Annotated in this window: 19 protein-coding genes; 10 read left to right on the top strand and 9 right to left on the bottom strand. The window is 69.5% G+C overall.

Annotated features, from left to right (window positions below; genetic code table 11):
• Nucleotides 1–40: 40 nt before the first annotated feature.
• From ABZX61_RS13360 to ABZX61_RS13345, 4 genes are read left to right on the top strand one after another with little or no spacing between them, the layout of a single operon-like run.
• Complete coding sequence (locus tag ABZX61_RS13360; protein WP_355194251.1) at nt 41–958, top strand: ABC transporter ATP-binding protein; 918 nt, start codon at nt 41–43, stop codon at nt 956–958.
• Nucleotides 948–1,718 carry an ABC transporter permease gene (locus ABZX61_RS13355; protein WP_355194249.1) on the top strand — a complete coding sequence of 257 codons (771 nt, stop codon included), beginning with the start codon at nt 948–950 and terminating at the stop codon, nt 1,716–1,718. Before ABZX61_RS13360 ends, ABZX61_RS13355 begins: the two co-directional genes overlap by 11 nt.
• Nucleotides 1,715–2,512: an ABC transporter permease gene (locus ABZX61_RS13350; RefSeq protein ID WP_355194247.1), complete on the top strand. Its 798-nt coding sequence runs from the start codon at nt 1,715–1,717 to the stop codon at nt 2,510–2,512. The genes ABZX61_RS13355 and ABZX61_RS13350 overlap by 4 nt, the downstream gene beginning before the upstream one ends.
• 29 nt (nt 2,513–2,541) lie before the next feature.
• A complete protein-coding gene (locus tag ABZX61_RS13345) occupies nt 2,542–2,898 on the top strand; it encodes a DoxX family protein (protein ID WP_355194245.1) in 357 nt (118 codons plus the stop codon).
• A 131-nt stretch (nt 2,899–3,029) separates the two neighbouring features.
• Here the strand turns inward: ABZX61_RS13345 and ABZX61_RS13340 are convergent, their stop codons facing one another.
• The 4 genes from ABZX61_RS13340 to ABZX61_RS13325 all read right to left on the bottom strand — a co-directional run bounded on the left by ABZX61_RS13340 (nt 3,030) and on the right by ABZX61_RS13325 (nt 6,838).
• Complete coding sequence (locus ABZX61_RS13340) at nt 3,030–4,715, bottom strand: hypothetical protein (protein ID WP_355194243.1); 1,686 nt, start codon at nt 4,713–4,715, stop codon at nt 3,030–3,032.
• 210 nt (nt 4,716–4,925) lie between these two features.
• The gene (locus ABZX61_RS13335) at nt 4,926–5,597 is read right to left on the bottom strand and encodes an SDR family NAD(P)-dependent oxidoreductase (protein WP_355194241.1); all 672 of its coding nucleotides are present in this window, start codon (nt 5,595–5,597) and stop codon (nt 4,926–4,928) included.
• Nucleotides 5,598–6,021: 424 nt separating this feature from the next.
• Nucleotides 6,022–6,174 (bottom strand): hypothetical protein, encoded by a 153-nt coding sequence (locus ABZX61_RS13330; RefSeq protein WP_355194239.1) that lies wholly within the window; start codon nt 6,172–6,174, stop codon nt 6,022–6,024.
• The gene (locus ABZX61_RS13325; protein WP_355194237.1) at nt 6,167–6,838 is read right to left on the bottom strand and encodes a DsbA family oxidoreductase; all 672 of its coding nucleotides are present in this window, start codon (nt 6,836–6,838) and stop codon (nt 6,167–6,169) included. Before ABZX61_RS13325 ends, ABZX61_RS13330 begins: the two co-directional genes overlap by 8 nt.
• Before the next feature lie 92 nt (nt 6,839–6,930).
• On the opposite strand from ABZX61_RS13325, the gene ABZX61_RS13320 reads away from it, so the two are divergent.
• Nucleotides 6,931–7,500: a helix-turn-helix domain-containing protein gene (locus ABZX61_RS13320; protein WP_355194235.1), complete on the top strand. Its 570-nt coding sequence runs from the start codon at nt 6,931–6,933 to the stop codon at nt 7,498–7,500.
• 432 nt (nt 7,501–7,932) lie between these two features.
• On the opposite strand, the gene ABZX61_RS13315 is transcribed toward ABZX61_RS13320, so the two are convergent.
• Complete coding sequence (locus tag ABZX61_RS13315; protein WP_185077905.1) at nt 7,933–8,223, bottom strand: helix-turn-helix domain-containing protein; 291 nt, start codon at nt 8,221–8,223, stop codon at nt 7,933–7,935.
• Between the two features lie 429 nt (nt 8,224–8,652).
• On the opposite strand from ABZX61_RS13315, the gene ABZX61_RS13310 reads away from it, so the two are divergent.
• Nucleotides 8,653–10,758 carry an ATPase gene (locus tag ABZX61_RS13310; RefSeq protein ID WP_350723017.1) on the top strand — a complete coding sequence of 702 codons (2,106 nt, stop codon included), beginning with the start codon at nt 8,653–8,655 and terminating at the stop codon, nt 10,756–10,758.
• Between the two features lie 8 nt (nt 10,759–10,766).
• On the opposite strand, the gene ABZX61_RS13305 is transcribed toward ABZX61_RS13310, so the two are convergent.
• Nucleotides 10,767–11,687, bottom strand: a complete 921-nt coding sequence (locus tag ABZX61_RS13305) for a hypothetical protein (RefSeq protein WP_355194232.1) — start codon at nt 11,685–11,687, stop codon at nt 10,767–10,769.
• A 632-nt stretch (nt 11,688–12,319) separates the two neighbouring features.
• Here ABZX61_RS13305 and ABZX61_RS13300 point away from each other — a divergent pair.
• From ABZX61_RS13300 to ABZX61_RS13290, 3 genes are all read left to right on the top strand, one after another.
• Nucleotides 12,320–13,219, top strand: a complete 900-nt coding sequence (locus tag ABZX61_RS13300) for a PAC2 family protein (protein ID WP_355194230.1) — start codon at nt 12,320–12,322, stop codon at nt 13,217–13,219.
• A 235-nt stretch (nt 13,220–13,454) separates the two neighbouring features.
• Nucleotides 13,455–14,495, top strand: coding sequence for a Gfo/Idh/MocA family oxidoreductase (locus ABZX61_RS13295; RefSeq protein ID WP_355194228.1), 1,041 nt, complete (start codon nt 13,455–13,457; stop codon nt 14,493–14,495).
• Nucleotides 14,496–14,774: 279 nt separating this feature from the next.
• Complete coding sequence (locus tag ABZX61_RS13290) at nt 14,775–15,332, top strand: RICIN domain-containing protein (protein ID WP_355194226.1); 558 nt, start codon at nt 14,775–14,777, stop codon at nt 15,330–15,332.
• Nucleotides 15,333–15,422: 90 nt separating this feature from the next.
• Here the strand turns inward: ABZX61_RS13290 and ABZX61_RS13285 are convergent, their stop codons facing one another.
• Nucleotides 15,423–16,205 (bottom strand): tyrosine-protein phosphatase, encoded by a 783-nt coding sequence (locus tag ABZX61_RS13285; protein ID WP_355194224.1) that lies wholly within the window; start codon nt 16,203–16,205, stop codon nt 15,423–15,425.
• Nucleotides 16,206–16,278: 73 nt separating this feature from the next.
• On the opposite strand from ABZX61_RS13285, the gene ABZX61_RS13280 reads away from it, so the two are divergent.
• On the top strand, nt 16,279–17,151 hold the full coding sequence (locus ABZX61_RS13280; RefSeq protein WP_355194222.1) for a hypothetical protein: 873 nt from the start codon (nt 16,279–16,281) through the stop codon (nt 17,149–17,151).
• 10 nt (nt 17,152–17,161) lie between these two features.
• On the opposite strand, the gene ABZX61_RS13275 is transcribed toward ABZX61_RS13280, so the two are convergent.
• Together ABZX61_RS13275 and ABZX61_RS13270 are read right to left on the bottom strand one after the other, a co-directional pair.
• On the bottom strand, nt 17,162–19,642 hold the full coding sequence (locus tag ABZX61_RS13275) for a tetratricopeptide repeat protein (protein ID WP_355194220.1): 2,481 nt from the start codon (nt 19,640–19,642) through the stop codon (nt 17,162–17,164).
• A 117-nt stretch (nt 19,643–19,759) separates the two neighbouring features.
• On the bottom strand, nt 19,760–21,862 hold the full coding sequence (locus tag ABZX61_RS13270) for a M6 family metalloprotease domain-containing protein (protein ID WP_355194218.1): 2,103 nt from the start codon (nt 21,860–21,862) through the stop codon (nt 19,760–19,762).
• Between the last annotated feature and the right edge of the window lie 5 nt (nt 21,863–21,867).

Below are 21,867 nucleotides of genomic sequence, written 5' to 3'. Positions count from 1 at the left end.
CGCGGCCAGGAGCCGGGGTTCCCCGAACCAAGGAGATGACATGATCGAAATCGACGCGTTGACCAAGGTCTACGGCTCGGCGCAGGTCAGGGCGGTCGACGAGGTGTCCCTGCACATCCCCGCCGGGTCGGTCTTCGGCTTCCTGGGCCCCAACGGCGCCGGCAAGACCACCACCATCAAGATGCTGGCCGGCCTGCTGACCCCCACCTCCGGCCAGGTCCGGCTGGGCGGCTTCGACGTGACCCGGCAGCGCTCGGCCGCGATGGCACAGTTCGGCGCCGTGCTGGAAGGCTCGCGCAACGTCTACTGGAGCCTGTCGGCCTGGCAGAACCTCATGTACTTCGGCCGGCTCAAAGGCCTGCGCAAGGCCCAGGTCGCCGAGCGCGCCCGTGATCTGCTGACCGACCTGGAGCTGTGGGAGCGCCGCGACGACAAGGTCGGCGGCTTCTCGCGCGGCATGCAGCAGAAGGTCGCGATCGCCGCCGCTCTCATCGCCGGCCCGCCGATCGTGCTGCTCGACGAGCCGACCCTCGGCCTCGACGTCGAGGCCACCCGCACCGTCAAGAACTGGATCACCGAGCAGGCCCGCGAGCTCGGCACCACCATCCTGATCACCACGCACCAGCTCGACGTGGCCCAGGAACTGTGCGACCGGGTGGCCGTCATGCGCGAAGGACGGCTCATCGCCGACCTGCCCACGTACCAGCTGCTGGCGAGCTTCCGCGAACGGGACAGGTACGAGATCCGCGTCGAGGGTGCGGCGCCACCCGGGTTCGACGCCGTCACCCGAGACGGCATCACCACGATCAGCGTGCGGGTGAGCCACCCGCACGAGGTGTACGACGCGGTCGAGCGCCTGCGCGCCCAGGGTGCCGTCCTGGAGTCGCTGACCCAGGTCCAGCCCGACCTGGAGGATGTGTTCCTCGCCCTGGTGAACGAGGCGTCCCATGCTGCTTGACGTCCTGCGCGCGGAGATCGGCAAGGGCCTGCGCGTCCAGCTGGCCCACCCGATCGGCCACGTCATCACCCTGCTGATCAGCACCACCATGTACCTCGGCCTGCAGTTCGTGCTCGGCCAGGGCGAGCTGCGCCAGGAGCTCCTGCCACAGACCCTGGTCGCGATCGGCGCCTACTGGTTCCTGCAGTACGCCGCTTTGGTGATGGTGGCCGACCTCATCGAGGAGAAACGCGCCGGCACCTTCGCCCAGGCGCAGATGACCCCGGCGCCGCCCTGGCTGCCGATGCTCGGCCGGCTGATCACCGCCTCGGTGTTCGGCCTGGCCGTGGCCGCGGTCGCCGCGCTCGCCCCCATATTGGTGGCCGGTATCGCGATCCCGATGCGCTGGGCGGCGCTGGTGCCGGCCCTGCTGCTCGGAGCGAACGTGCTGGCCTTCACGTTCCTGCTGGCGGCCCTCGCACTGGTCTCCCCGATGATCGGGGCGCTGCAGTCGCTGTTCACGGCACTCGTGCTGCTGCTGAACGGGTCGTTCCTGCCGCTGGCCTTCTATCCGGACTGGCTGGCGGTCCTGGCCAGGGTCCTGCCCACCACGCTGGGCATCGAGGCGCTCACCCAGACGCTGTTCCAGGACCGGACCCTGGCCGAAGCGTGGAACGGAGGCACCCTGCCCTGGCTGCTCGCCCATACGATCGCGCTCACCGCCGCCGGCGGGCTGCTGTTCGTCCGCAACCACCGCCGTGCCCTGCAGGAGACAGCATGATCTTCGCTCGCGGATTCGCCGCGGAAGTACGCAAGGGCCTGCTCAACCTCGTCGCCGGATGGCGCGAAGTCCTCATCCAGATGGCCACCTTCCCGCTGTTCTACCTGCTCATCGTGCTGTTCATGGGACGTGGGCAACTGCGCGCGGACCTCCTGCTCCCGGTCCTGCTCGGCATGGTGGCGCTGACCTTCATCCACGAGCAGGTCAACCGCGTGTTCTGGAGCTACCTGGGCGACATCCAGTCCGGCGTGCTGGAACAGACCTACCTGACCCCGCTGCCCTCGGCCGCGCTCATCCTCGGCCGCCAGGTCGCCGCCGTGATCTCCGCCCTGCCCACCGCACTGGCCGTCCTGGCCACCGGCGCGGTCACCATCACCCTCCAGGGCGGGCGACTGCCCTTCGACGCGCAGGTGATCGTGCCGCTGGCCGCCATCACGCTGGGCACCTGCGGCCTGGCCCTCATCCTGTGCGGGCTGACCCTGGTGTTCAAACGTATCGAGATCATCACCCAGCTGTCCGTGGCCGCCTACGCCATCGCCGGCGGCACCCTGGTCCCCCTGGCCGCCATGCCCGACCCGGTCGCCTTCCTCAGCCGGCTCGCGGTCCCCATCGCGCCCGGCATCGAGGCGATGCGGGACATCCTGCTCGGCGGGCATTCCCTGGCCGCCCTCCCGACCGGCTGGGGTCTTGGATGGCTGCTGGTCCAGCCGCTGCTCATCACCATCGCCGGGGTGATCCTGTTCAACCGGCTCGAGCACCTCGCCCGACGCCGCGGCACCCTCGGCCGCTACTAGGCCAAGAACCTGCGAAAGGAGCAACTGACGTGAACGTGTTCTGGTGGGTACTGCAGGCCGTCCTGGCCGCTGTCTTCGGGCTGGCGGGGGTCATGCATTCCACCCTGCCCAAGGAGAGACTGCGCCCCATGCTGCCCTGGGTGGAGGACTTCACTCCCGCCCAGATCCGCCTGATCGGCGTGGCCGAGCTTCTCGGCGCCCTCGGCCTGATCCTGCCCGCCGCCACCGGCATCGCCCCGATCCTCACCCCGGTGGCTGCCGCCGGCCTGGCGATCACCATGCTCGGCGCCGCCGCCACCCACGTTCGCCGCAAAGAGCCTGCGGCCGTCGCCGTCAACGTCGTACTGCTCGCGCTGACCGCCTTGATCGCCTGGGGCCGCTTCTGACTGTCCATCTCACTCGAGGTCCGGGGCTTCGGCGCTGTTCGCCCACGATGCTCAAGATCGGCGAATGTGGTCAACCGGCTTCGCGCCGTCGCTCCGCTCCGTTCGCGACGACCCCGCTGTCCAGGTCGGCATCAGGTCTCTTCGAGGACGTGCACCTGGGGGAGATCGCGGTGGCGGTGGTGGGCTTGGGCGATCGCAGCGAGGTTGTCGCGTCCCAGAGCGCGGTAGGCCATGGTGAGCAGCTCGTTCGCATGATGTTCGAGTTCGGGGTTTCCCGCGCTGATCCAGTGCAGGTCACGGCCGAGGGTGAGCGCGTCGGCGGGGTGTCCGGCGGCGCAGCGGCGCCGTGCCTCGGCGAGGCGGGCTTCCCGGACGGCCGGGTCGTCGGTCAGCTCCTTCTGCAGGGCTGTGCAGAACTCGTAGTCGTCCCATGGTCTCTGTCGGCCGCGCCTGATCGCGGTGTCACCGTCGACGAGCGCGCCGCCGCCGTCCAGGGTTTCGATTCGATCCGGATCTCCGTGCTCGAGCAGTTCTGGGGAGTGTCCGTAGGCGTCGTGGTAGGCCTCGCCCTGCTCGTCGCGGTCGCCGGTCTCGAAGGTCATCAGGATCTCGCGGAGGAGCCGTAGCCGGTGCCGTCGTGCGACCACCTCGGGGTCCATGGGATCGGCCGGCTCATCATCCTGGTCTCCGAGGTGACGCCATCCCCATTCGAGCGTGTACCTGACTGCCTCGAGAGGGGTACGCGACGGGATGCCCACGCCGCCACCGTCGTTGTTGTAGTAGGAGGCGACTCCGGTGCAGGTGCGGCCGTCGTCGTACCAGAGCCCGAAATGCAGCCCGTCGGTGCCGCCGTGCATGAACGTGAGGAACTCGGGCGGGTCACGGTAGTAGCGGCCGTGTACTCGCACATCGATGCCGGCCCGGGAACCGCGTTCGGGATCATCGAACAGGTCCATGATCCCGAACGGGCACAGTTCCAGGTCGTCGAGGGCCTGCTTTTCGGCCGGGCCCAGGGACAGCAGGAATGCCCGAAACCGGAAGATCGAGTCGGGCAGCTGGAATCCCCAGTCGCGGGCAAAGCGTTCCTCAATCGCGGCGCGTTCGTGCTCCACCTGGGCCGCAGCAGCCGACCTCACCTGCTCCTGCGGTCGGTTCGCCGCCTTCCACACCGCGTAGTCCCGCAGTCCGGCGGCGGAACGCGATGCGGCCCGCCGACGGTCGGCCCGTTCCCACAGCGTCAGCGGCGGATCGGGCTCCCCGAATATCGCCGCCCGCAACCGCTCTTCGGTATTGGAGCGGTCGATGCCCGGGTATCGCGACCGGCGCTCCTCCCGGGCGGCCGCAGCCGGCAGCCAGCGGCCGGGGTCGGCCGCCACTCGCCTTCTCGCCTCACCGGCCGGCAGCGGAGCGATCTCCTGATCGAACGCGCGCAACGCCACCGCCTTGCGCCGTTGCACATCGGCGTCAATCTCGGTGCACAACGCGGTGTAAGCGTCCCACTCCTGGGCCAGATCCTCCTCGGGAAGATCGGCGCGCTCGAGAAAGAACTCGAACCTTCTCCCATACCTGAGGTCGTCGTATTGCGCCGCTATCTGCTCCCGCAGCCCCGCGAGGACCTGCCCGTCGTCCTCCTTCTCGCCGTACCACAGCACGGGTATGTCCTCGGGATGCTCTATCTGGTCCCGATGGAGTTCCACCGCCGTTTCCCGACCGAAGATCGTCACACGCGCGGTCAACCTTTGACCGTCCACAGAGACGATCTCCGCATCAAGGCCGGCGAACGGGCCATCGACAATCCTCGCGAAGTGACGCTCCATGGTGGGACCCCAATCGGCACGGATGATCTCTGGGGCAGCATGATAGAGATCGCCGCTGACATGCGGCCCCAACAAGGCACCCGGCCCGGGGCGGGCATCAGATGGCCCGCCGCTGCGCCGGTCAGCGGGTGGGCTCGATGGCGCCGCAACGGGCCGGGCGGCTCACGAAGCTCATCGGGCGGGCTGCCCCGCTGTGTCGCCCTGTGCGAGTCACGGCTGGTTGTCGAGTGCGACGTAGTGCAGTTCGGGTTCGGTACGTGTCTCGTACAGCTCGGTGTAGGCCCGGGCGATGACGTCGGGCGCGGCGTCCGGGTGGCCGGCTCCGATCCATGCGCTGATGGCGATGTGCGCGACGTAGATGTTGTGTGGCTTGAGCTCGTTGTGGAGGTTCAGGGTCCAGTTGCGCAGCCCGGCGGCGGCGAGCGTGATGTTCGCCAGGGCAGGGACCGGGGCGACCGAGCCGCCGCCGGTGGTGACGAGGATCGTCCCCGTCCTGGCGGTGATCATGTCGGGGACGATCTGCCGGACGGCGTGGATGGCGCCGTGGAGGTAGAAGTCGAGCTGCGGCTGAAGGTTTTCGGGGGTCACGTCGAGCACCCCGACGGCGTCGAGGCTCTGATCGACGGGCGAGAACTCCAGGACGTCGATCGCGCCGTAGCGCTCTTTGACGGACGTGAACGCCGCCGCGATGGTGTCGGGCTTGTAGATGTCGCCGACGAACCCGGCGGCCTCGATGCCTTCGGCGTGGAGGTCGGATGCCAGAGCGTCGAGCTTGGCGGCGTTGCGGGCGATCATGGCGACGGTGAAACCTTTGACGCCGAAGGCGCGTGCGATCTCGATTCCCAGGCCAGGGCCGGCTCCGACGATGGCGATGACAGGCACGGCTATATCTCCTCAGCTGAAAACGGGTGAAAGGATTTCCGCGCGCGGCAGCGAGTCGCCGGGCGTGGAGGCGCGCGGCCTTGGGGGCCTCGCGGCGAATGCGGTCAGCGGAGCCGCCCTCCCTGACAGCGGCCTCGGCACGAGGCTGATCTCCGGACGGTTGCTCGCGTAACCCGGTCAGAGGCCGTAGACCTCTTGAAGGCTTTCGCTCAACGACATGGGTTTCCTGCCCAGCAGGTCTTCGAGGTCCTGCGTGACGATCTCGTACCGCCCCTCCCGCATGTCGGCGACGAACGCGGACAGGGCCGCTACGCCGAACTCGGGGACGCCTGCGCGGGGAGGCCGGGCTCTTCAGCGGTTTGGTGAAGCGGGTCGGTCAGTCCACTGGCCCTGGCCCGAGTTCTTCGAGGCGATTCGCGATCGGTCAGCCGCCCGGCATCGCGCCGTTGCCGGCGGTGGGCCCAGGATCTGCCGCGCCCGGCACCGCGCACACTCCGGTCACCGGATCGCAGTAGCCGTCCGGGTCGCCTCCGATGAGCTGCAGCGGCACCGCCGGCGCAGGCGTGTCGTCAGCCATGGACCTGCTCCCACGCCTGGTCGATGGCGCTCGCGTACTCGCTGACGCTGACCGCGCCCGGGATGCCGAGTCGTTCGCCGAGGACGGTGAACGGCACCCCTCGTGCGCCCAGGGCCACGGCGGTGTCGTGATCGGCTCGCACGGCGTCGGCGTAGCGGTCGGTGGCGAGCACGTCCCAGATCTCGTCGGCGGGAATGCCGACTTCCTCGCCGATCCGGACCAGCGTGTCGCGCTCGAACGCGTCGGGGTTGCCGCTGAACACCTCGGTCTGCATCGCGCGCAGGTACTCCCACGAGAGGCCGTACTCCGCGCCCAGGTGCACCAGGCGCAGCAGGTCGAACGTGTTGCGCGCGGGACGGTCGACCTCGTACCTCAGTCCCTCGGCGGCGGCCTGCCCGGCCATCCCCTCCTCCATCGATCGCGCCTGTGCCGCCGAGACCCCGTACTTCTTCGACAGGTAGTCGAGAGTCGCGAAGACCTCGGCGGGCGCGGCGGGATCGAGCTGGAAGGTATGGACCTTCAGCTCGATGTCATCGGCGTGGGAGGACTGGGCGATGGCGGCGCTCAGCCGCTGCTCGCCCAGGTAGCACCACGGGCAGAGCACGTCGGCCCACACATCGATCGTCAGCCGCGTCGAAGCCGCGGCTGCAGTGGTCGTTTCCATCTTGTGGCCACCCTCCGGTAAGTTGAGTGCTGCCTCAGGATTTGAGAATAGCACCTAACTTGAGTGGCGCCTCAAGATGTGACGGATGGAACATGACCGAGTCGAAGCCTCTCCGGCGCGATGCGCGGGACAACATCGCCAAGCTGCGCGCCGCCGCGCTCGACATCTTCCTGGCCAAGGGCCTGGATGCCCCGTTGGAGGAGATCGCGCGAGCCGCGAGCGTGAGCATCGGGACCCTCTACAACCGCTTCGGGTCACGAGAGAGCCTGATCGACGCGGTGATACCCGACGTCGCAGGCAACAGACTGCAAACCCTCGCCGCCACCGTGATGGCGAAGGACACGCCTCGGCGGCGGCTCGAAGCCTTCGTGCACGGCATGATCGAACTGCAACGCGACGATCCCGCGCTCAACGACGCGATCCTGCGCCGCTATCCGGACGCCGTCGCGCTGCTCGGAATCTGCGACCGATCGGCCGCGCTGGGGCAGGACCTGGTACGCGAAGCACATGCGGACGGGTCGCTCTCGCCGGACTTCACCGAACACGACCTGTTCTGCATGCTGTGGCTGGCCGGCACCGCAAGCAGAGACCCCCATGCGCCGACGGGCTGGCACCGCGTGATCACGCGTGCTCTTGACGCCGCGTGGGTTGCTGTGGCGTGAGGGCCCCTGAACGTCTGGCGCCGCATCGTCGCCCTGGTGATCCAGTCCTTTTGGAGACGACGACCGTGGTGCCATGCCCGCGCGGGCCGGCCCGCAGGCCGCGACCTCCAGGCCCCCTCCCTGTCCGGCGCACCCGAACCCACGTGCCCCGCACCATGCTCCGCGCCGGCCACGCGGGCTCCACTCCACCTGGGCCGGGGACAAACAGCCGATCGGAGCGGCCTGGGCCTGGCACGGGATCAGCGCCATCATGTCCAAGCGGGTCGCGGTTCGACGTCGTGACGACGCGACACGGACCGCACGTCGTCACCGAGTGGGAGGGAACCTGCGCGTCCTCCAGCAGGCCAACCCGGTAACCAGGCGACGGGCGGGTCTAGGATCGCCGGGACTTCGGCGCTGTTCGCCCACGATGCTCAAGATCGGCGAATGTGGTCAACTGGCTCTGGAGAGCGGCTGGAGTTGGACGCTGAGCCGCAGTTCGAGCGCTTCGGCCAGGCGTTCCAGCATGGGGATGGTGCCGCCCGCCTCGAAGCGAGCCACCGCCGGTTGCTTGAGTCCTGCTCGCTCAGCGAGTTCGGCCTGAGTGAGCCCAAGTTCCTCGCGGCGGCGCCGTACGGTCTCGCCAAGTTCGAATCGAATACGGGCGGCCTCGTAGGCGGCTCCGGCACCAGGGCGGCTCATGATCTCAGCGCGCTTGTCGGACCAGGCCTTGCGCTCAGCCATGCCGCTCACTCCTTATCTGGTACGCGACCGGCCGCCAATTGCACCATGCGCGATCGGGCAACGCGGCCCGGAAGGCACCCGGTCCTGGGCGGGCATCAGATGGCCCGCCGCTTCGCCGGTCAGCGGGTGGGCTCGATGGCGCCGTCAGGCGCGCCTCTGGAGGGACAGTCCGAGCGGAGCGAGGGCCTTGCTTCTAGGCCCAGTGTGGAGGCTTGTTGTCCAGGTAGAAGGCATCCGGGTCGGTCTCGGGCCAGTCGCCCCAGCCCTCGTCCGTGTCGTCCGCTGTCTGCTCCGGTAGAAAATCGTTCACGCCGGACATGCTACTCGGGCATACAAAGCGCCCGACGTGTCCGCAGGTCCAGGGACAGGCGGGGGCGGCGGCGGTACGATGCGAGAGCAGGTGTCGCCTATCCCCCCGTGAGGCTGCTCATGGCAACCCCGACAGGCTGGCAGCGAGACGGCAATCTACCGGCGGAGCTCACCAGCTTCATCGGCAGGACACGGCTCCTCGCCAACCTCAAACGGCACCTCGGCGAGTCCCGCCTGGTGACCGTGACGGGCATCGGGGGCGTGGGCAAGTCCCGTACGGTGCTGAGGCTCGCGCATCTCGTCCGGTCACAGTATCCGGACGGCGTGTGGTTCGCGGATCTCGGGCGGTTGCAGGACGCGGGCATGGTCAAGCACACCATCGCCTCCGCGCTGGGCATCGCCGACCAGTCCTCGCGGGCCGAGTCCGAGTCGCTGTCGGAGTGGGTGGGCGAGCGCGACATGCTGCTCATCATCGACACCTGCGAACACCTGGTGCACGGGTGCGCCGATCTGGTGCACGAGTTGCTGGAGGCGGCGCCCAATCTGAAGGTGCTGGCCACCAGCCGCCAGTCGCTGAACCTGCCGTACGAGCACGTGGTCCCCGTGCCGCCGCTGCAGGTGCCGTTCGAGGATCCGGACGAGAGCCTGTTCACGAACGAGTCCGTGCAGCTCTTCGCCGAACGCGCCGGGGCGAGCGTGCCCGACTTCGTGCTCGACGAGGACAACATCGGCGCCGTGGCCGAGCTGTGCCGCAGGCTCGACGGGATCCCGCTCGCGATCGAGCTGGCGGCCGTGCGGCTGCGGGCGCTGTCGGTGGAGCAGATCCTCGGGCTGCTGGCCGACCGGTTCAGCCTGCTGGCGGGCGCGAGCCGGACGGCGCTGCCGCGGCACCAGACGCTGCGGGCGGCCATCGGGTGGAGTCACGAGCTGTGCGAGCCCGCGGAGCGGCTGCTGTGGGCGCGGCTGTCGGTGTTCGCGAAGGACTTCGAGCTGGACGCGGCCAGGTTCGTCTGCTCCGACGGGCGGCTGCCGTCCGAGGACATCACCGACCTGGTCACGGGGCTGGTCGAGAAGTCCATCCTGCTGATCAGGAGCAACCACGCCGGGGTCCGCTACAAGCTCATCGACACCCTCGCGGAGTACGGCGAGGAGTGGCTCGACAAGCTCGGCCAGAAGGAGCAGATGCAGCAGCGGCACCTGGAGTACTACCTGAGCCTGGCCCAGCGCAGCGAGGACGCCTGGTCCGGGCCGCGGCAGATCTACTGGTTCGTCCGCATGCGGCAGGAGCACGACAACGTACGGGTGGCGCTCGATCATGCGCTCAAGTCGCCGGGCAAGTCGGTGCTGGCGCTGACGCTGCTGTCGTCGTTGTGGTTCATGTGGGTGTGCTGCGGGTTCGTCCGCGAGGGACGGCTCTACCTGGAGAGAGCGCTCCAGGCCAACCCCACCGCGAGCAAGGAGCGCTGCAAGGCGCTGTGGGTGCTCTCGTACGTGCGCAGCGCCCAGGGCGACAACGCGGGCGCGTTGAAGGCGGCCGAGCAGTGCGGGACCGAGGCCGTCAGGGTCGGCGACTCCAGGGCCGTGATCCTGGCCTCCAAGATGCAGGGCACGGCCGCGCTGCTCTCGGGCGACCTGCAGAAGGCCAGCGCGCTGCTGGGCGTGGCGATCGAGTTCAACACCGACAACAAGGAGCTCAACCCCGGTCTGCTGCCCGCCATCGTCGAGCTGTCGCTGGTGCTGTCGTCGCAGGGCGAGTTCTACGAGGCGGAGTCGCTGCTGCTGGACTGCCTGCAGGTGTGCAGGGAGCGCGGCGAGCTCTGGGTCAGCTCGTACGCGCAGTGGGCGCTGGCCTTCACCAGGCTCGCGACCGGCAGGGCGGAGGAGGCGCTGCAGAGCGCCAGGGAGGGGCTGCGGATCAAGCGGCACTTCCACGACACGCTCGGCACCCTGCTGGCGCTGGAGACCTGCGCGCGCATCTTCGTCCTGCACGACGAGCTGGCGCTGGCCGCCAAGCTGCTCGGCGCGTTGCAGCAGAACTGGAGGTCGGCCGGCCTGCCGCAGATGGGCGCGCCGTTCCTGACCGAAGACCACAACGTGTGCGTGCGCGAGTGTGTGCGGCGGATGGGCGAGCAGGCCTACAAGAACGCGTTGGAGGAGGGCGCCAGGCTCGACCTGGACGAGGCGTCCGAACTCGCGCTCGGCGGCGAGCCGGACGCCTCTGAGTAGCGCCGGCCTCAGACCGCCTGGGGCCAGCGGGTGCCGTCGGGCCAGGCGTGCACGTAACGTGCGCTGCCGAGGGAGAACTCGATGTGCCCGCGCACCCAGTGTTCGAGCCCCCGTACGTACTTGCGGACCGGTAGCGACGCCCAGTGCTCCAGCGTCGCGCGCCGCTCGATGAACGCGGCGATCGCGTTGTTGTGCATCTCCGCGACCTCGCGCAACGCGTCCTGGAGGGAGAGGGACTTGTGCGTGGCAAGGACGGTGACGAGGTTGTGCCGGGCCTTGTCGTTCCCCCGTTCCTTGGCGTACGAGAGCAGGTCGTTGTCCCAGCCGATGAGATCGCACGCCAGGTCGGAGAGCGCGCGGACGTCGGGATGATGCCATTCCTCCGCTTCGAGCCGGTAACCGCCACCGGCGTCGATGAGCGCGAGGCAGGTGTACGTGGCCCCCGTGATGCGGCGCATCAGCACGTAGTCCTCAGGGTTGGGGATCAGGTCGACCTCACGGTTGGCCGCCTCCCAGATCTGGGCGAACAGGTACTCCTTCACCGTGATCCGCCACCGGTCCACCTGGGCGGGGGTGGCGGCTTCGGAGATCCGGTGCAGGATCTCGTTGAGGGCGAGGCCGAACGGGTCGTCGAAGTCCGGCTTCCTGCGTCCGTCGAGGATCTCGAGGAGCGGCGGCAGGGCGCGGGCCAACGCGGAGGCCCGATGTCCCATCAGCTCGCCCTCGCAGAACGCGTCGTCGAACGCGAAGAGCCAGTTGTACCAGTCGTTGATCAACCGGAGGCTGTCACGCGGCACGGTCGGGTTGGTCCGGGCCGCGAGCAGGCCGATTTTGGAGCGCCGGAAGTGCTCGATCGCCTCGGCGCCGGTGAGCATGTTCGTGGCGGCCAGCCATGCGTGACTCTCCGCGTCGACCTCCGCGGCGTGCACGTGGATCTCGTTCGGGAACGGACATGGCAACGGAGGGATGTGGAGTGGTCGCCTACCAAATGTTTGCGCAGAAGTAGCCACGTCATCCAGCATGACGAGGCGCTGCACGAAAGGCCACAGTCGGCAACTTCGAGGCCTTTAGTGCTTATTTCATACTATGAATCGCTTTGCGTGAACCATTGGATAAACTGGTCATTTACCACAATCGCGTCGCACGCAACGCCGGCGGCGAGCCCGTGCGGCGCTCGTCGCTCTCATTCGGTAACGCTCTGACCACGACAGACTCCTTTTGTGGTGAGCGGCGTCAGACCGAGGCCGTGGACCCGGCGGGAATCGGCGCCCCCGCTGTTACGAGCAGGCGAAACCGTCCTGGCGTGACCGTAATGAGCCGCGAGCACCAGCAAAGTGTCACCTTTGCCGTCGGTCGCCTCGACCGGTGCCCGACCTCGGCCTATGCCCTCAGCATCCCGGCGGCACCCGTCCTGGCCAGGGCGAACATCCCGGTTGCGAACCCCCGATCTTCGGGTCCGTGGCGATGTGTCCTATTGACACTCGATAGGGTGCCGTGCGCGGAATCGTTCCGACTCGCCGTAGGTTCTGGTGAAGAGTACCTAGGGAAAGGCTGTCCAACCGTGTTCGACCCGAAGGATCTCTACGAGCTCGCAGACGACGCGCCCGAGCTGCCCGATCCGGTGTTGCTGTACCACTTCGACGGCTTCGTCGACGCGGGCTCCGCCGGACGCCTCGCACTGGGCCACCTGCTGGCCGAGCTGGAGCACCGGGTCGTGGCGACGTTCGACGTGGACCGGCTGCTCGACTACCGGTCTCGCCGGCCCATCATGACCTTCGACACTGACCGATGGGTGGAGTGCGAGAGCCCGGAATTGGCCGTTCATGTCGCCAAGGACGCGACGGGAACGCAGTTCCTGGTGATGAGCGGGCCCGAGCCCGACCGGGAGTGGGAGCTGTTCACCAAGGCCGTGTCGGACCTGGTGGAGCGCTTGAAGGTGAGCAAGATCGTGACGCTCCACGGCATCCCCATGGCGGTCCCCCACACCCGGCCGCTCGGCCTGACGATGCACGCCAGCCGGCCCGAGTTGATCAACTCCCAGACGAGCGCGTTCGGACGGGTCCAGGTGCCGGGGAGCGTGGCGGCGCTGCTGGAGTTCCGGCTGGGGGCGCAGGGGCACGACGCGCTGGGGTACGCGATCCACGTACCGCACTACCTCTCGCAGGCCGAGTACCCGACCGCCGCCGTCACCGGCCTGGAGGCGGTGACGCGGGGCACGGGGCTGGTGTTCCCGCTGGACGGGCTGCGCGACGCGGCCCGCCGTACGACGACGGAGATCGAGGAGCAGATCCAGGCCTCCACCGAGCTCTCCACCGCGATCACGGGGCTGGAGCAGCAGTACGACGCGTTCGCGGGCGGCGCCGAGCGCGAGAACCTGATGGCCGAGACGACCCCGATGCCCACGGGCGACGAACTGGCCGCCCAGTTCGAACGCTTCCTCGCCGAGCGCGACGACGAGTAAACACCCATATTTTACGGTGGCCCGAGCCGGCACCACCCGCCGCACGTGGCCGGGGCCTGTCCAGGGTGACGCTCACCAGGTGTGCGTGGCGGGCCGCCGTCACGCCGCCCCGTGGGCCGTCTGGGTGGTGCCTTCGTGACCCCGGAAACAGCGATGCCTTCGTGACCCCGGGACCAGGGCCGTGGCCGGGCACCGCCTGAGGGGTCTCGACGGGGCTGCCGGATAGCCTGAGGAAATGACTGACATCCGGGTCGGACTGGTCGGCTACGGCACCGCCGGAGCGTATTTCCACGCCCCTCTCATCCACGCCACCCCCGGCCTGTCCCTGACCGCCGTCGTGACCGGCAACCCCACCCGCCAGACCGAGGTGGCCGAGAAGTACGGCGCGGTCCCGGTGCCCGACGTGGAGGAGTTGTGGGGCCGGTGCGATCTCGTCGTGGTCGCCTCCCCCAACAGGACCCACGTGGCCACCGCCGCCTCCGCGCTCACCGCCGGCCTGCCCGTCGTCGTGGACAAACCCCTGGCCAGGACCGCTGCGGAGGGCCGGGAGCTGGTGCGGCTGGCCAAGGAGCGCGGGCTCATGCTGACCGTGTTCCAGAACCGGCGCTGGGACGGCGACTTCCGCACCGTCCGCAGGCTGGTCGAGGAGGGGCGGCTGGGTGACGTGCTGCGCTTCGAGTCGAGGTTCGAGCGGTGGCGGCCGGTGCCCAAGGGCGGCTGGCGGGAGACCGGGGGTGCGGAGGAGATCGGCGGGCTCCTCTACGACCTGGGCAGCCACCTGGTGGACCAGGCCCTGCAACTGCTCGGCCCGGCGCGCGAGGTCTACTGCGAGAGCGACGTGCGGCGCGAGGGGGTGGCCTCCGACGACGACACGTTCATCGCGCTGACGCACGCGGGCGGGGCCCGGTCGCATCTGTGGATGAGCTCGGTGGCGGCCTGGCGCGGGCCCAGGTTCCGGGTGCTGGGCTCGGCGGCCGGGTTCGTGAAGTACGGGATGGACGTGCAGGAGGAGCGGCTGCGGGCGGGGATGTCGCCCGGTTCGCCGGAGTTCGGGGAGGATGACGAGGGGAGCTGGGGGCTGCTCGGCACGGAGGAGGCCCATCGTGCCGAGCGGACGGAGCCGGGGGCGTACCTGGACTTCTACCGCGGGGTTGTGGCGACCCTGCGCGAGGGGGCGCCACCACCCGTGGACCCGGAGAGCGTGATCGACACGCTGACCGTCATCGAGGCCGCCCGCCTGTCGGCCACCCAGCGCATCGTCACCCACCTGGGCTGACCCACCCAGGCGCCCGGACGGAGCACGCCGGTCTCCCGCTCGGTCGGCTCAGGCAGATCATCTATGTCCACGGCGGTCGGCGGGGTGACGGCGAACGCGTCGATGACGCGGCGCGCGACCGACGGGGACAACAGCGCGTCGCCGTCGGCGGCCACCCGCCCCAGCCCGCCGCTCTCCTCGGCGGCCTGGCTCTGGCCTGGGCTGCCAGGAACCAGGGATCCCGGAAATGAGTAGGCCCTACTCATGAGAAATCCGCCGGTCACGCCCACTCTGGATCACGTGAAACGAATTATGATCATGTCGCTCGCAGCAGTCCGCCGTACCCTCATCGTCTCCTTGACGGCAGCCGCCGGCCTCGCCCTCACCGGGATCGGGGTCGCCCACGCCGAAACCGCCTACTACGAGGTCGTCGCCGAGCACAGCAGCAGATGCCTGGACGTTCAGGACGCCAGCCGCGCCAACAAGGCCAACGTTCTGCAGGCGTACTGCGTGAATGGACGCAACCAGCAGTGGGCTCTCAGGCGAACCGACAACGGCTACTTCAAGCTCGTTGCCCGGCACAGCAGCCTGTGCCTGGACGTACAGGACGCCAGCCGCTTCCACGGCGCCGACGTCCTGCAGGCGAACTGCTGGGACCCGGGCTACAACCAGCAGTGGAGGATGCGGACGGTGCCCGGACCGAAATGGCGCGGCACCGGCCTCCCCTTCGAGCTGATCGCCCGGCACAGCGGCCTGTGCCTGGACGTTCAGGACGCCAGCCAGGCCCACGGGGCCAACGTCATCCAGGCGATCTGCAAGGACCGCCCCAACCAGATCTGGCGTCTCCGAACCCCATGAGCGTCAACCGGAGATGTTGACCCTGGCCCCGCGTCGCTTCGGCGCGGGGCCGACCGCCCGCTGCCACGCGGTAGGCGGCCGGTGGTGGCGTCAGTCGCGGAGGCGGGTGTGGAGGGCGGTCGTGTCGGCGTCGGTCCAGCCGTGCCGGGTCAGCCAGCCCATCGCCCCGCCGAACCGCTCGTCCAGCACCTGGAAGAACTGCTCGATGTAGCGGGCCCGCGGCATGTGGTCGTCCGCCGGCCGCGAGTCCAGATCGCCCCGGTACGTCGCGCTGCTCCGCAGCCGCTTGAGGATCAGCTCCAGCCGCTCCCCCGTCGCCACGTAGTCCTCGACGATCGCCTCGCGGGTCGCCCCCGCCACGTCCAGCGCCAGCGCCGACAGCACTCCGGTGCGGTCCTTGCCCGCCGCGCAGTGCACCAGCGCCGCCCCGTCGTCCAGCGACATCGCGCGCAGCGCCGCCACCACCGCGTCCGGGCGGTCGCGCAGGTAGCCGAAGTAGAAGCCGGTCACCCGCAGTTCCTCGTCCAGCCCGCGCTCGGCCCAGGGCAGCACCCGGTCGCCGTCGATGGTGTCGGCCTCGACGTCGGTGTGCGTGCCGCCCTCCGCGAACAGCGTCAAGTGGTGGTGGCGCACCTCGGGCACCAGGGTCAGCGGCCCCGGGCCCTCCATCGCGACCTCGGCGTTCGAGCGCAGATCCACGACGTGCCGCAGTTTCAGCTCACCCACCAGCACCGCCACGTCACCCGGCGTGAGGCCCTGCAGGTTGTCGGCGCGGAAGATCCGCCCGCGCCGGATGCGGCCGCCGTCGCGAGTCGGCAATCCGCCCAGGTCACGCGCGTTGACCGCGCCTTCCAGGTCTATCCACCTCGTCATCTCATCCATTATTGCGACCCTATATGTCCGCCAAATATGAGCGAATTCGAGGTTCATAACGCAGCATGAACGTATGGATCCACGAGCTCTGCCGCCCCGGCTGGTGATCGATCCAACGCTGCACCCGGAGATCTCGGTCGAGCTGCGGTCCAGCCCGCACATCCTCCGCCTGGCTCGATCCGGTGTGCGCGTGGACACCACGAAGAACCCTGCCCTCCTCTTCGTGATCCCGGCCCTCCTGATGGTGCTCGCCGTAGCGACCGGCACGGCAGCCCTGCTGGTCCCCGGTGTAGGGCTCGGGCTGATCGTCCTGTTCAGGTGGATGGCGTTGGACGGCACCTATCGATCGACCCGGCGGCGGATCCGCGCCGCCCAGGTCCACGCCAACCGCTTCATCCTCCCCGAGGACCTGGACTACCCCTGCCAGAGGCTGCTGCGCAGGGCACAGAACGCGGTCGAGGCGATCATGGCCTCCCGCGTCCACCGGGACGGCCTGATCGACACCATCGACAACCGGGTCTCACTGCCCGAGGAGGTCTGGCAGATCGCCCAGCGGCTGCGGAAGCTGTCGTCCATGCACGCCGAGCACGGCAAGATCGTCCCCCGCGAGCTGCCACCCGGCATGGAGGACGCGTTCAAGCCCTACACCACCGCGCTGGACGCCGCCTGGACGTCGCTGTCGCACCGCGTCCGCCACCTGGAGAAGTACGCGAAGCAGGTGGTCAAGGCGGACAAGGTCTACCACGCGCACCGGCGGCTCGAGGCGCTGGCCGCCAAGACCCCCGAATACCAGCAGCTGATCGCCGACACCGTGCGGGACGAGCTGGCCCACGAGCGCATCAGGGAGCTGGCCGACCAGGCGGCGCACGTGCGCAAGCTGTTCGAGGAGAGCATCGCCCAGGCCAGGCTGGCGGCGGGCGAGCTGATCAGGACCCCCCTCACGTGATCCGGGCCGCTCAGGGGCCGGCGCGTCTGAGGAGCTCCAGGGTACGGCGCATGCCGGCCTCGTTGCCGAGGCTGCGGTAGATGTCCCTGGCCTGCTCCAGCGGCTCCACCGCGGCCCCGCGGCCGCCCGCGTCGAGGTGCGCCTCCCCCAGGTAGCGCAGGCTCCTGGCCATCCACCACCGGTCCTCGAGCTCCTCGAACCCCCGCACCGCCCGCCGCAGCTCCCGCTCCGACTCCTCGATCCGGCCCAGCCGCGCCAGGGCCCGCCCGGCCGACACGGCGGTCCTGGCCACCCCCCACGAGTCGCCCAGCGCGGCCAGGATCTTCTCGGCCCGCCGGACGAAGTCCAGCTCGCGCAGCCCGTTGTCGGGGTCGCCGACCTCCCCCGCGGCCCGCAGGCAGCGGGCCTCCTCCCACAGCTCCCCCCTCTGCCTGAACATCTCGGAGGCCCGGTCGAGGCTGAACCCGGCCCTGGTGAACAGGTTGGCCGCCAGCCGGAGGTCGCCCGCGCGGTGCTCGGCGCGCGCCTGCGCGGCCAGCACCTCGCCGTAGACGCGCAGGGTCTGGGCCTCGGAGTAGCGGTTGCCGTCCCGCTTGAAGATCTCCAGGGCGTCTTCCAGCAGCTCCCTGGCCTCGTCGGGACGGCGTTCCGACATGCGCATCTCGGCGAGGTTGCGCTGGGTGCGGGCCATCCACCACAGGTCGTCCTCGCCCTTGAACGCGGTGATGCCCCCGATGAGATAGTCCTGCGCTCGGTCCAGGTGGCCGTCGCTGAACAGCGTCATGCCGATCGTGCGCATGGCCCTGGCAGCCCACCAGGTCTCCCCCAGCTCCTCGAACGTCTCCAGCGCCCGCCTGGCCTCTTCCAGCGCCCGCTCCCGCAGGCCCAGGCCGCCGTGCACGGAGGCGCTGTCGAGCAGCGCGATGGCCAGCGCGCGCCGGTCGCCGATCTGCGCGGCGGCCTCGCAGCCGAGCTCGGCGACGGCCACCCAGTCGGCCCAGTACGCGCGCAGCGAGTGGCACAGGGAGCAGAACGCCCTGGCCAGCCCCCAGGTCAGCTCCCACAGCCGGAGCTGGCGGGCCAGGTGGATCATGGCGAGCAGCGTCAGCCGCTCGGCGTTGAGCCAGTCGCCGGCCCGGACCTGCCCGTCGGCGTCGGAGCGGCGCCCGCCCTTGCTCCAGTCCTGCGGCCAGCGGTTCTGCGCGGCCTCCTCGGCGCGGCGGCGGTAGCCGTGGAGCACGCGCTCGATGGCGGCCCTGCGCCGCTCGGCCTCGTCCTGCTCGGCCAGCTCCGCGGCGAACACCCTGACCAGGTCGTGCAGCCGGTAACGCATCGTGCCGGTCTGGTCGGTGCCCGAGCACTCGGCGAGCTGGGCGTCGATGAGGGCTTCGAGCTGGTCGGCGCCGTCGAGCCCGGAGCTGTCGAGCAGCTCGCCGGCCACCCAGCCGGGCACGTCGGGCGCGGTGAGCGCGCTGAGCAGGCGCAGCAGGCGGCGCTGCATGCCCGTGCAGTCGTCGTAGCTGAGCTGCACGGAGGCGCGCACGCTCTTGTCCACCGTCGGGGCCACTTCGAGCTGGTCGAGGCGCCGGCGGGTGTCGGCCAGCCGGGCGGACATCTCGCGCATGCTCCACTGCTCGCGGGTGGCCAGCCGGGCGCCGCAGATGTTGATCGCCAGCGGCAGGTAGTCGCACAGCCGCACGACCTCCTTGGCGGCCTCCAGGTCGTCGACGACCCGGTCGCCGCCGGCCAGCCTGGCCAGCAGCTCCACTCCGTGCGCCTCGCTGAACACGCCCAGCCGCGTGTCATGGGTGCCGTTCAGGAACAGCGGCGCGCGCGAGGTGACCAGCACCGCGCAGCCGGGCTCGGCCGGGATCAGCGCCTTGACCTGTTCGGCGTCGTGGGCGTTGTCGAGGCCGATGAGGATCCTGCGGCCCTTGGTCCAGGTCAGCCAGAGCTTGCGTAACTCGTCCAGGCCGCCGGGGTCGGTGGTCAGGCGCACGTCCAGCGCGCGCAGGAACCCGATCAGCACCTCGTCGGGGCGCACCGGTGCGTCCACGCCGCCGCGCAGGTCGGCGTAGAGCCTGCCGTCGGGGAACCAGCCGGCCGTCTCGTGCGCGAACCTGGTCATCAGCGCCGACTTGCCGACGCCGCCCCGGCCGTACAGGGAGACCACGAGGGGCGGTGAGAGGCCGGGGGTCTTCCTGCGCTCGGTGAAGACGTCGTGCAGCTCGGCCAGCGCCTCGGCGCGGCCGGTGAAGTGCTCGGGGACCGGCGGCCACTGGTCGGGCGGGTGCGGGCCGGGCGCGGGGAGCGCCTGCTGCCGGGGCTCGCGCGGCTCGGTGGTGGCCCAGGTGGTCAGCCCGACGAGGACGGCCGCCGCGCCGGTCACGGCGATCTTGGCCAGCGGCGGGATCTCCCAGTCCACGGAGGCGGTCAGCACGCTCGCGGCGGCGGCCGCGAGGCCCGCGGAGATGGGCGCGGCCCATGACACCTTTCTGCGTCTTTTGCGCGGTTTGTCAGGTAGGTCCCCTGTCAACGAACACCCCCTATGGGGTAATTCAAGCCAATGGGGTACGGCTTGCGCCAGCCGTACCCCATCGTTCATCTGTTAGCCGATCACATGACAGGTGGCCGTCGCCGTCTTGCTCGGGTCGCTCTCCGAGGTGGCGGTGAGCTTGACCCTGGCCAGGCGGTCGCCGCCGGTCCCGCGCACGGCGTTCACGGTGACGAGGTCCTGCTTGCCGAACGCGACGGAGTCCAGCGCGTTCGGGAGCTGGGCGGTCCAGCCCTTGCCCTGGATCTCGGCCTTGAGCCGGTAGACGTCGGAGTTCAGGTAAGCGCTGACGTCCTCCGGGTGCTGCCCCTGCGCCGGGGCCGCCTTGCCGGTGTTGAAGAGCGGGAACTTGCAGGTGGAGATGTTCTTGGCGGTGGGCAGGCCGGCCGAGGGGAGCAGCTTGACGCCGCGCTTCTGCGGTCCCGCGCCGTCGAGCGAGCGGATGGCGACCGTGTAGGACAGCTCGCCGTCGCGGCCGCGCTTGACGTCGGTGACGTAGAAGTGCAGGCGGTTGGCCTGGTCGACGTACTCGTACTCGCTGCCCGAGTCCGTGCCGGCGTGGAAGAGGGCGTCGGCGAGCTGGCGGTAGTCGCCGACCGTGATCGGCACCTTCGTCCCGTCGGGCAGCACGTAGTCGGTCATGCCGATGTCCTGCGGGTTCGCGTCGATCACCCACTCGAACGGGGACCGGTCCTGGTTCTTGGTCTTGGCCAGCAGGACGCCGGAGTCGGGCGTGAAGGAGTCGGTGCCCACGCGGTCCACGACCTCGACCGTGTAGTTCTCGTAGCCGCCGCCGTCACACAGCGGGTTCGTCGTGACGTCGCAGGCGGGGCTCTTGTCACCGGTGTCGAAGGAGATGTTGACGCCGGACAGCTCGTTCTTGCCCGGCTGGACGGCCCGGGCCACGACCCGGGCGGTGACCAGGCCCGACTCGTCGAGCGCCTCGCGCGAGAGGCGTAAGACGTTCTGCTCGTCCACCATCTCCAGCTTGATCTTGTTGCGCAGCATGTGCTGGGCGCCCATGGACGCGCCGGCCGTCGGCGGGATCAGCCAGCGGGAGTGCGGGCCGCCGGGGCCGTTGAAGCTGCCGCGGCTGAGCATCTCCCAGACGCCCGTGTACGCCCTGCGCGCCGGCACGCCGTACGGGTTGTTGTAGTTGTCGGCGATGCCCATGATGTGGCTCAGCTCGTGGGCGTAGACGGCCATGCCCGAGCTCTCGGCCTGGACCGAGTCGATGCCGAAGCGGGCGTTCGGCCAGAAGTTGGAGCCGGCCTGCCACGAGGTCCAGTCGACGTAGCGGGTGGCCACCCAGTTGGGCAGCGCGGGGTCCGGCGGGCCCCACTCGTCCGGCACGTCCTCCTTGGTCGGGAACTTCATCATCCCGAACTCCTGCCAGGTGGACGACTCGTCCTGACCGGCGCTCAGGTAGAAGACGAAGTCGAACTGCTTGGCCACCTCCTCGCCGACAGAGGCGATCCAGGCGGCGTTGCCCTCGGTACGCAGGTTCTTGCTGCAGGTGTCGCCCGCCGGGCAGCCGGTGCCGCCCTGGAACTCCATCGCGTACTCGTGGTCCTTGCCCGACAGCGTGTAGGGCCCGAACCCGGTCAGCTCCACCCCGTACCTGCCGCCCGAGTCCTCCATCCAGTACTCGTGGATGGTGTGACCCTTGTTGAGGTCGTTCGGGGTGTTGAGGAAGTCCTGGTAGAACTTGGCCACCTGGTCGCGCGGGACGTCATGGGCCTCGGCGCTCGGGTTCGCGTAGATCGTCGAGCCCTTGGGCTGCGTCACCACGAACGACTGGTTCGGGTAGTCGAGCAGCACGAGCGCGCCCTTGAACGTGCGCTTCGACCCCTTGACGGCGGGGTCGTTCCACTTGGTGCCGGGCGGCCGTTTGTAGTCCGCCCACGTCATGTTGTCGGGATTCTCCCAGTTCTGCGGATCGATCGGCTTGATGCCGCCGGCTGGGTTGGAGCGCAGGGCCTGGGCGTCGGCGGGTTCGTCGCGCTGCCAGGGCTGCGTTTGCGGCCAGTGGTTCTGCCGCCACGGATACTCGGGATCGGTGGGGGGTGCTGCGGAAGCAGGGGTCGCCATCAGGCTCACCGGGATCAGCACGATGGCCGCCAGCAAACCCTTCAGCAGCTTCTTCGGGGCAATCACGGATT

It is taken from the genome of Nonomuraea sp. NPDC003709, from assembly GCF_040610775.1.
Lineage (GTDB): Bacteria > Actinomycetota > Actinomycetes > Streptosporangiales > Streptosporangiaceae > Nonomuraea > Nonomuraea angiospora_A.
The sequence above is the reverse complement of the archived record's forward strand: the minus strand, read 5'-3'. Positions and strand labels throughout refer to the sequence as shown.

Excerpts from the sequence above, each read along its gene's own strand:
- ABZX61_RS13340 (WP_355194243.1), bottom strand. The coding sequence starts at position 4,715 with ATGGAGCGTCACTTCGCGAGGATTGTCGATGGCCCGTTCGCCGGCCTT.
- ABZX61_RS13295 (WP_355194228.1), top strand. The coding sequence starts at position 13,455 with ATGACTGACATCCGGGTCGGACTGGTCGGCTACGGCACCGCCGGAGCG.
- ABZX61_RS13320 (WP_355194235.1), top strand. The coding sequence starts at position 6,931 with ATGACCGAGTCGAAGCCTCTCCGGCGCGATGCGCGGGACAACATCGCC.
- ABZX61_RS13350 (WP_355194247.1), top strand. The coding sequence starts at position 1,715 with ATGATCTTCGCTCGCGGATTCGCCGCGGAAGTACGCAAGGGCCTGCTC.
- ABZX61_RS13285 (WP_355194224.1), bottom strand. The coding sequence starts at position 16,205 with ATGACGAGGTGGATAGACCTGGAAGGCGCGGTCAACGCGCGTGACCTG.
- ABZX61_RS13330 (WP_355194239.1), bottom strand. The coding sequence starts at position 6,174 with ATGGCTGACGACACGCCTGCGCCGGCGGTGCCGCTGCAGCTCATCGGA.
- ABZX61_RS13315 (WP_185077905.1), bottom strand. The coding sequence starts at position 8,223 with ATGGCTGAGCGCAAGGCCTGGTCCGACAAGCGCGCTGAGATCATGAGC.
- ABZX61_RS13280 (WP_355194222.1), top strand. The coding sequence starts at position 16,279 with ATGGATCCACGAGCTCTGCCGCCCCGGCTGGTGATCGATCCAACGCTG.
- ABZX61_RS13325 (WP_355194237.1), bottom strand. The coding sequence starts at position 6,838 with ATGGAAACGACCACTGCAGCCGCGGCTTCGACGCGGCTGACGATCGAT.
- ABZX61_RS13355 (WP_355194249.1), top strand. The coding sequence starts at position 948 with ATGCTGCTTGACGTCCTGCGCGCGGAGATCGGCAAGGGCCTGCGCGTC.
- ABZX61_RS13310 (WP_350723017.1), top strand. The coding sequence starts at position 8,653 with ATGGCAACCCCGACAGGCTGGCAGCGAGACGGCAATCTACCGGCGGAG.
- ABZX61_RS13360 (WP_355194251.1), top strand. The coding sequence starts at position 41 with ATGATCGAAATCGACGCGTTGACCAAGGTCTACGGCTCGGCGCAGGTC.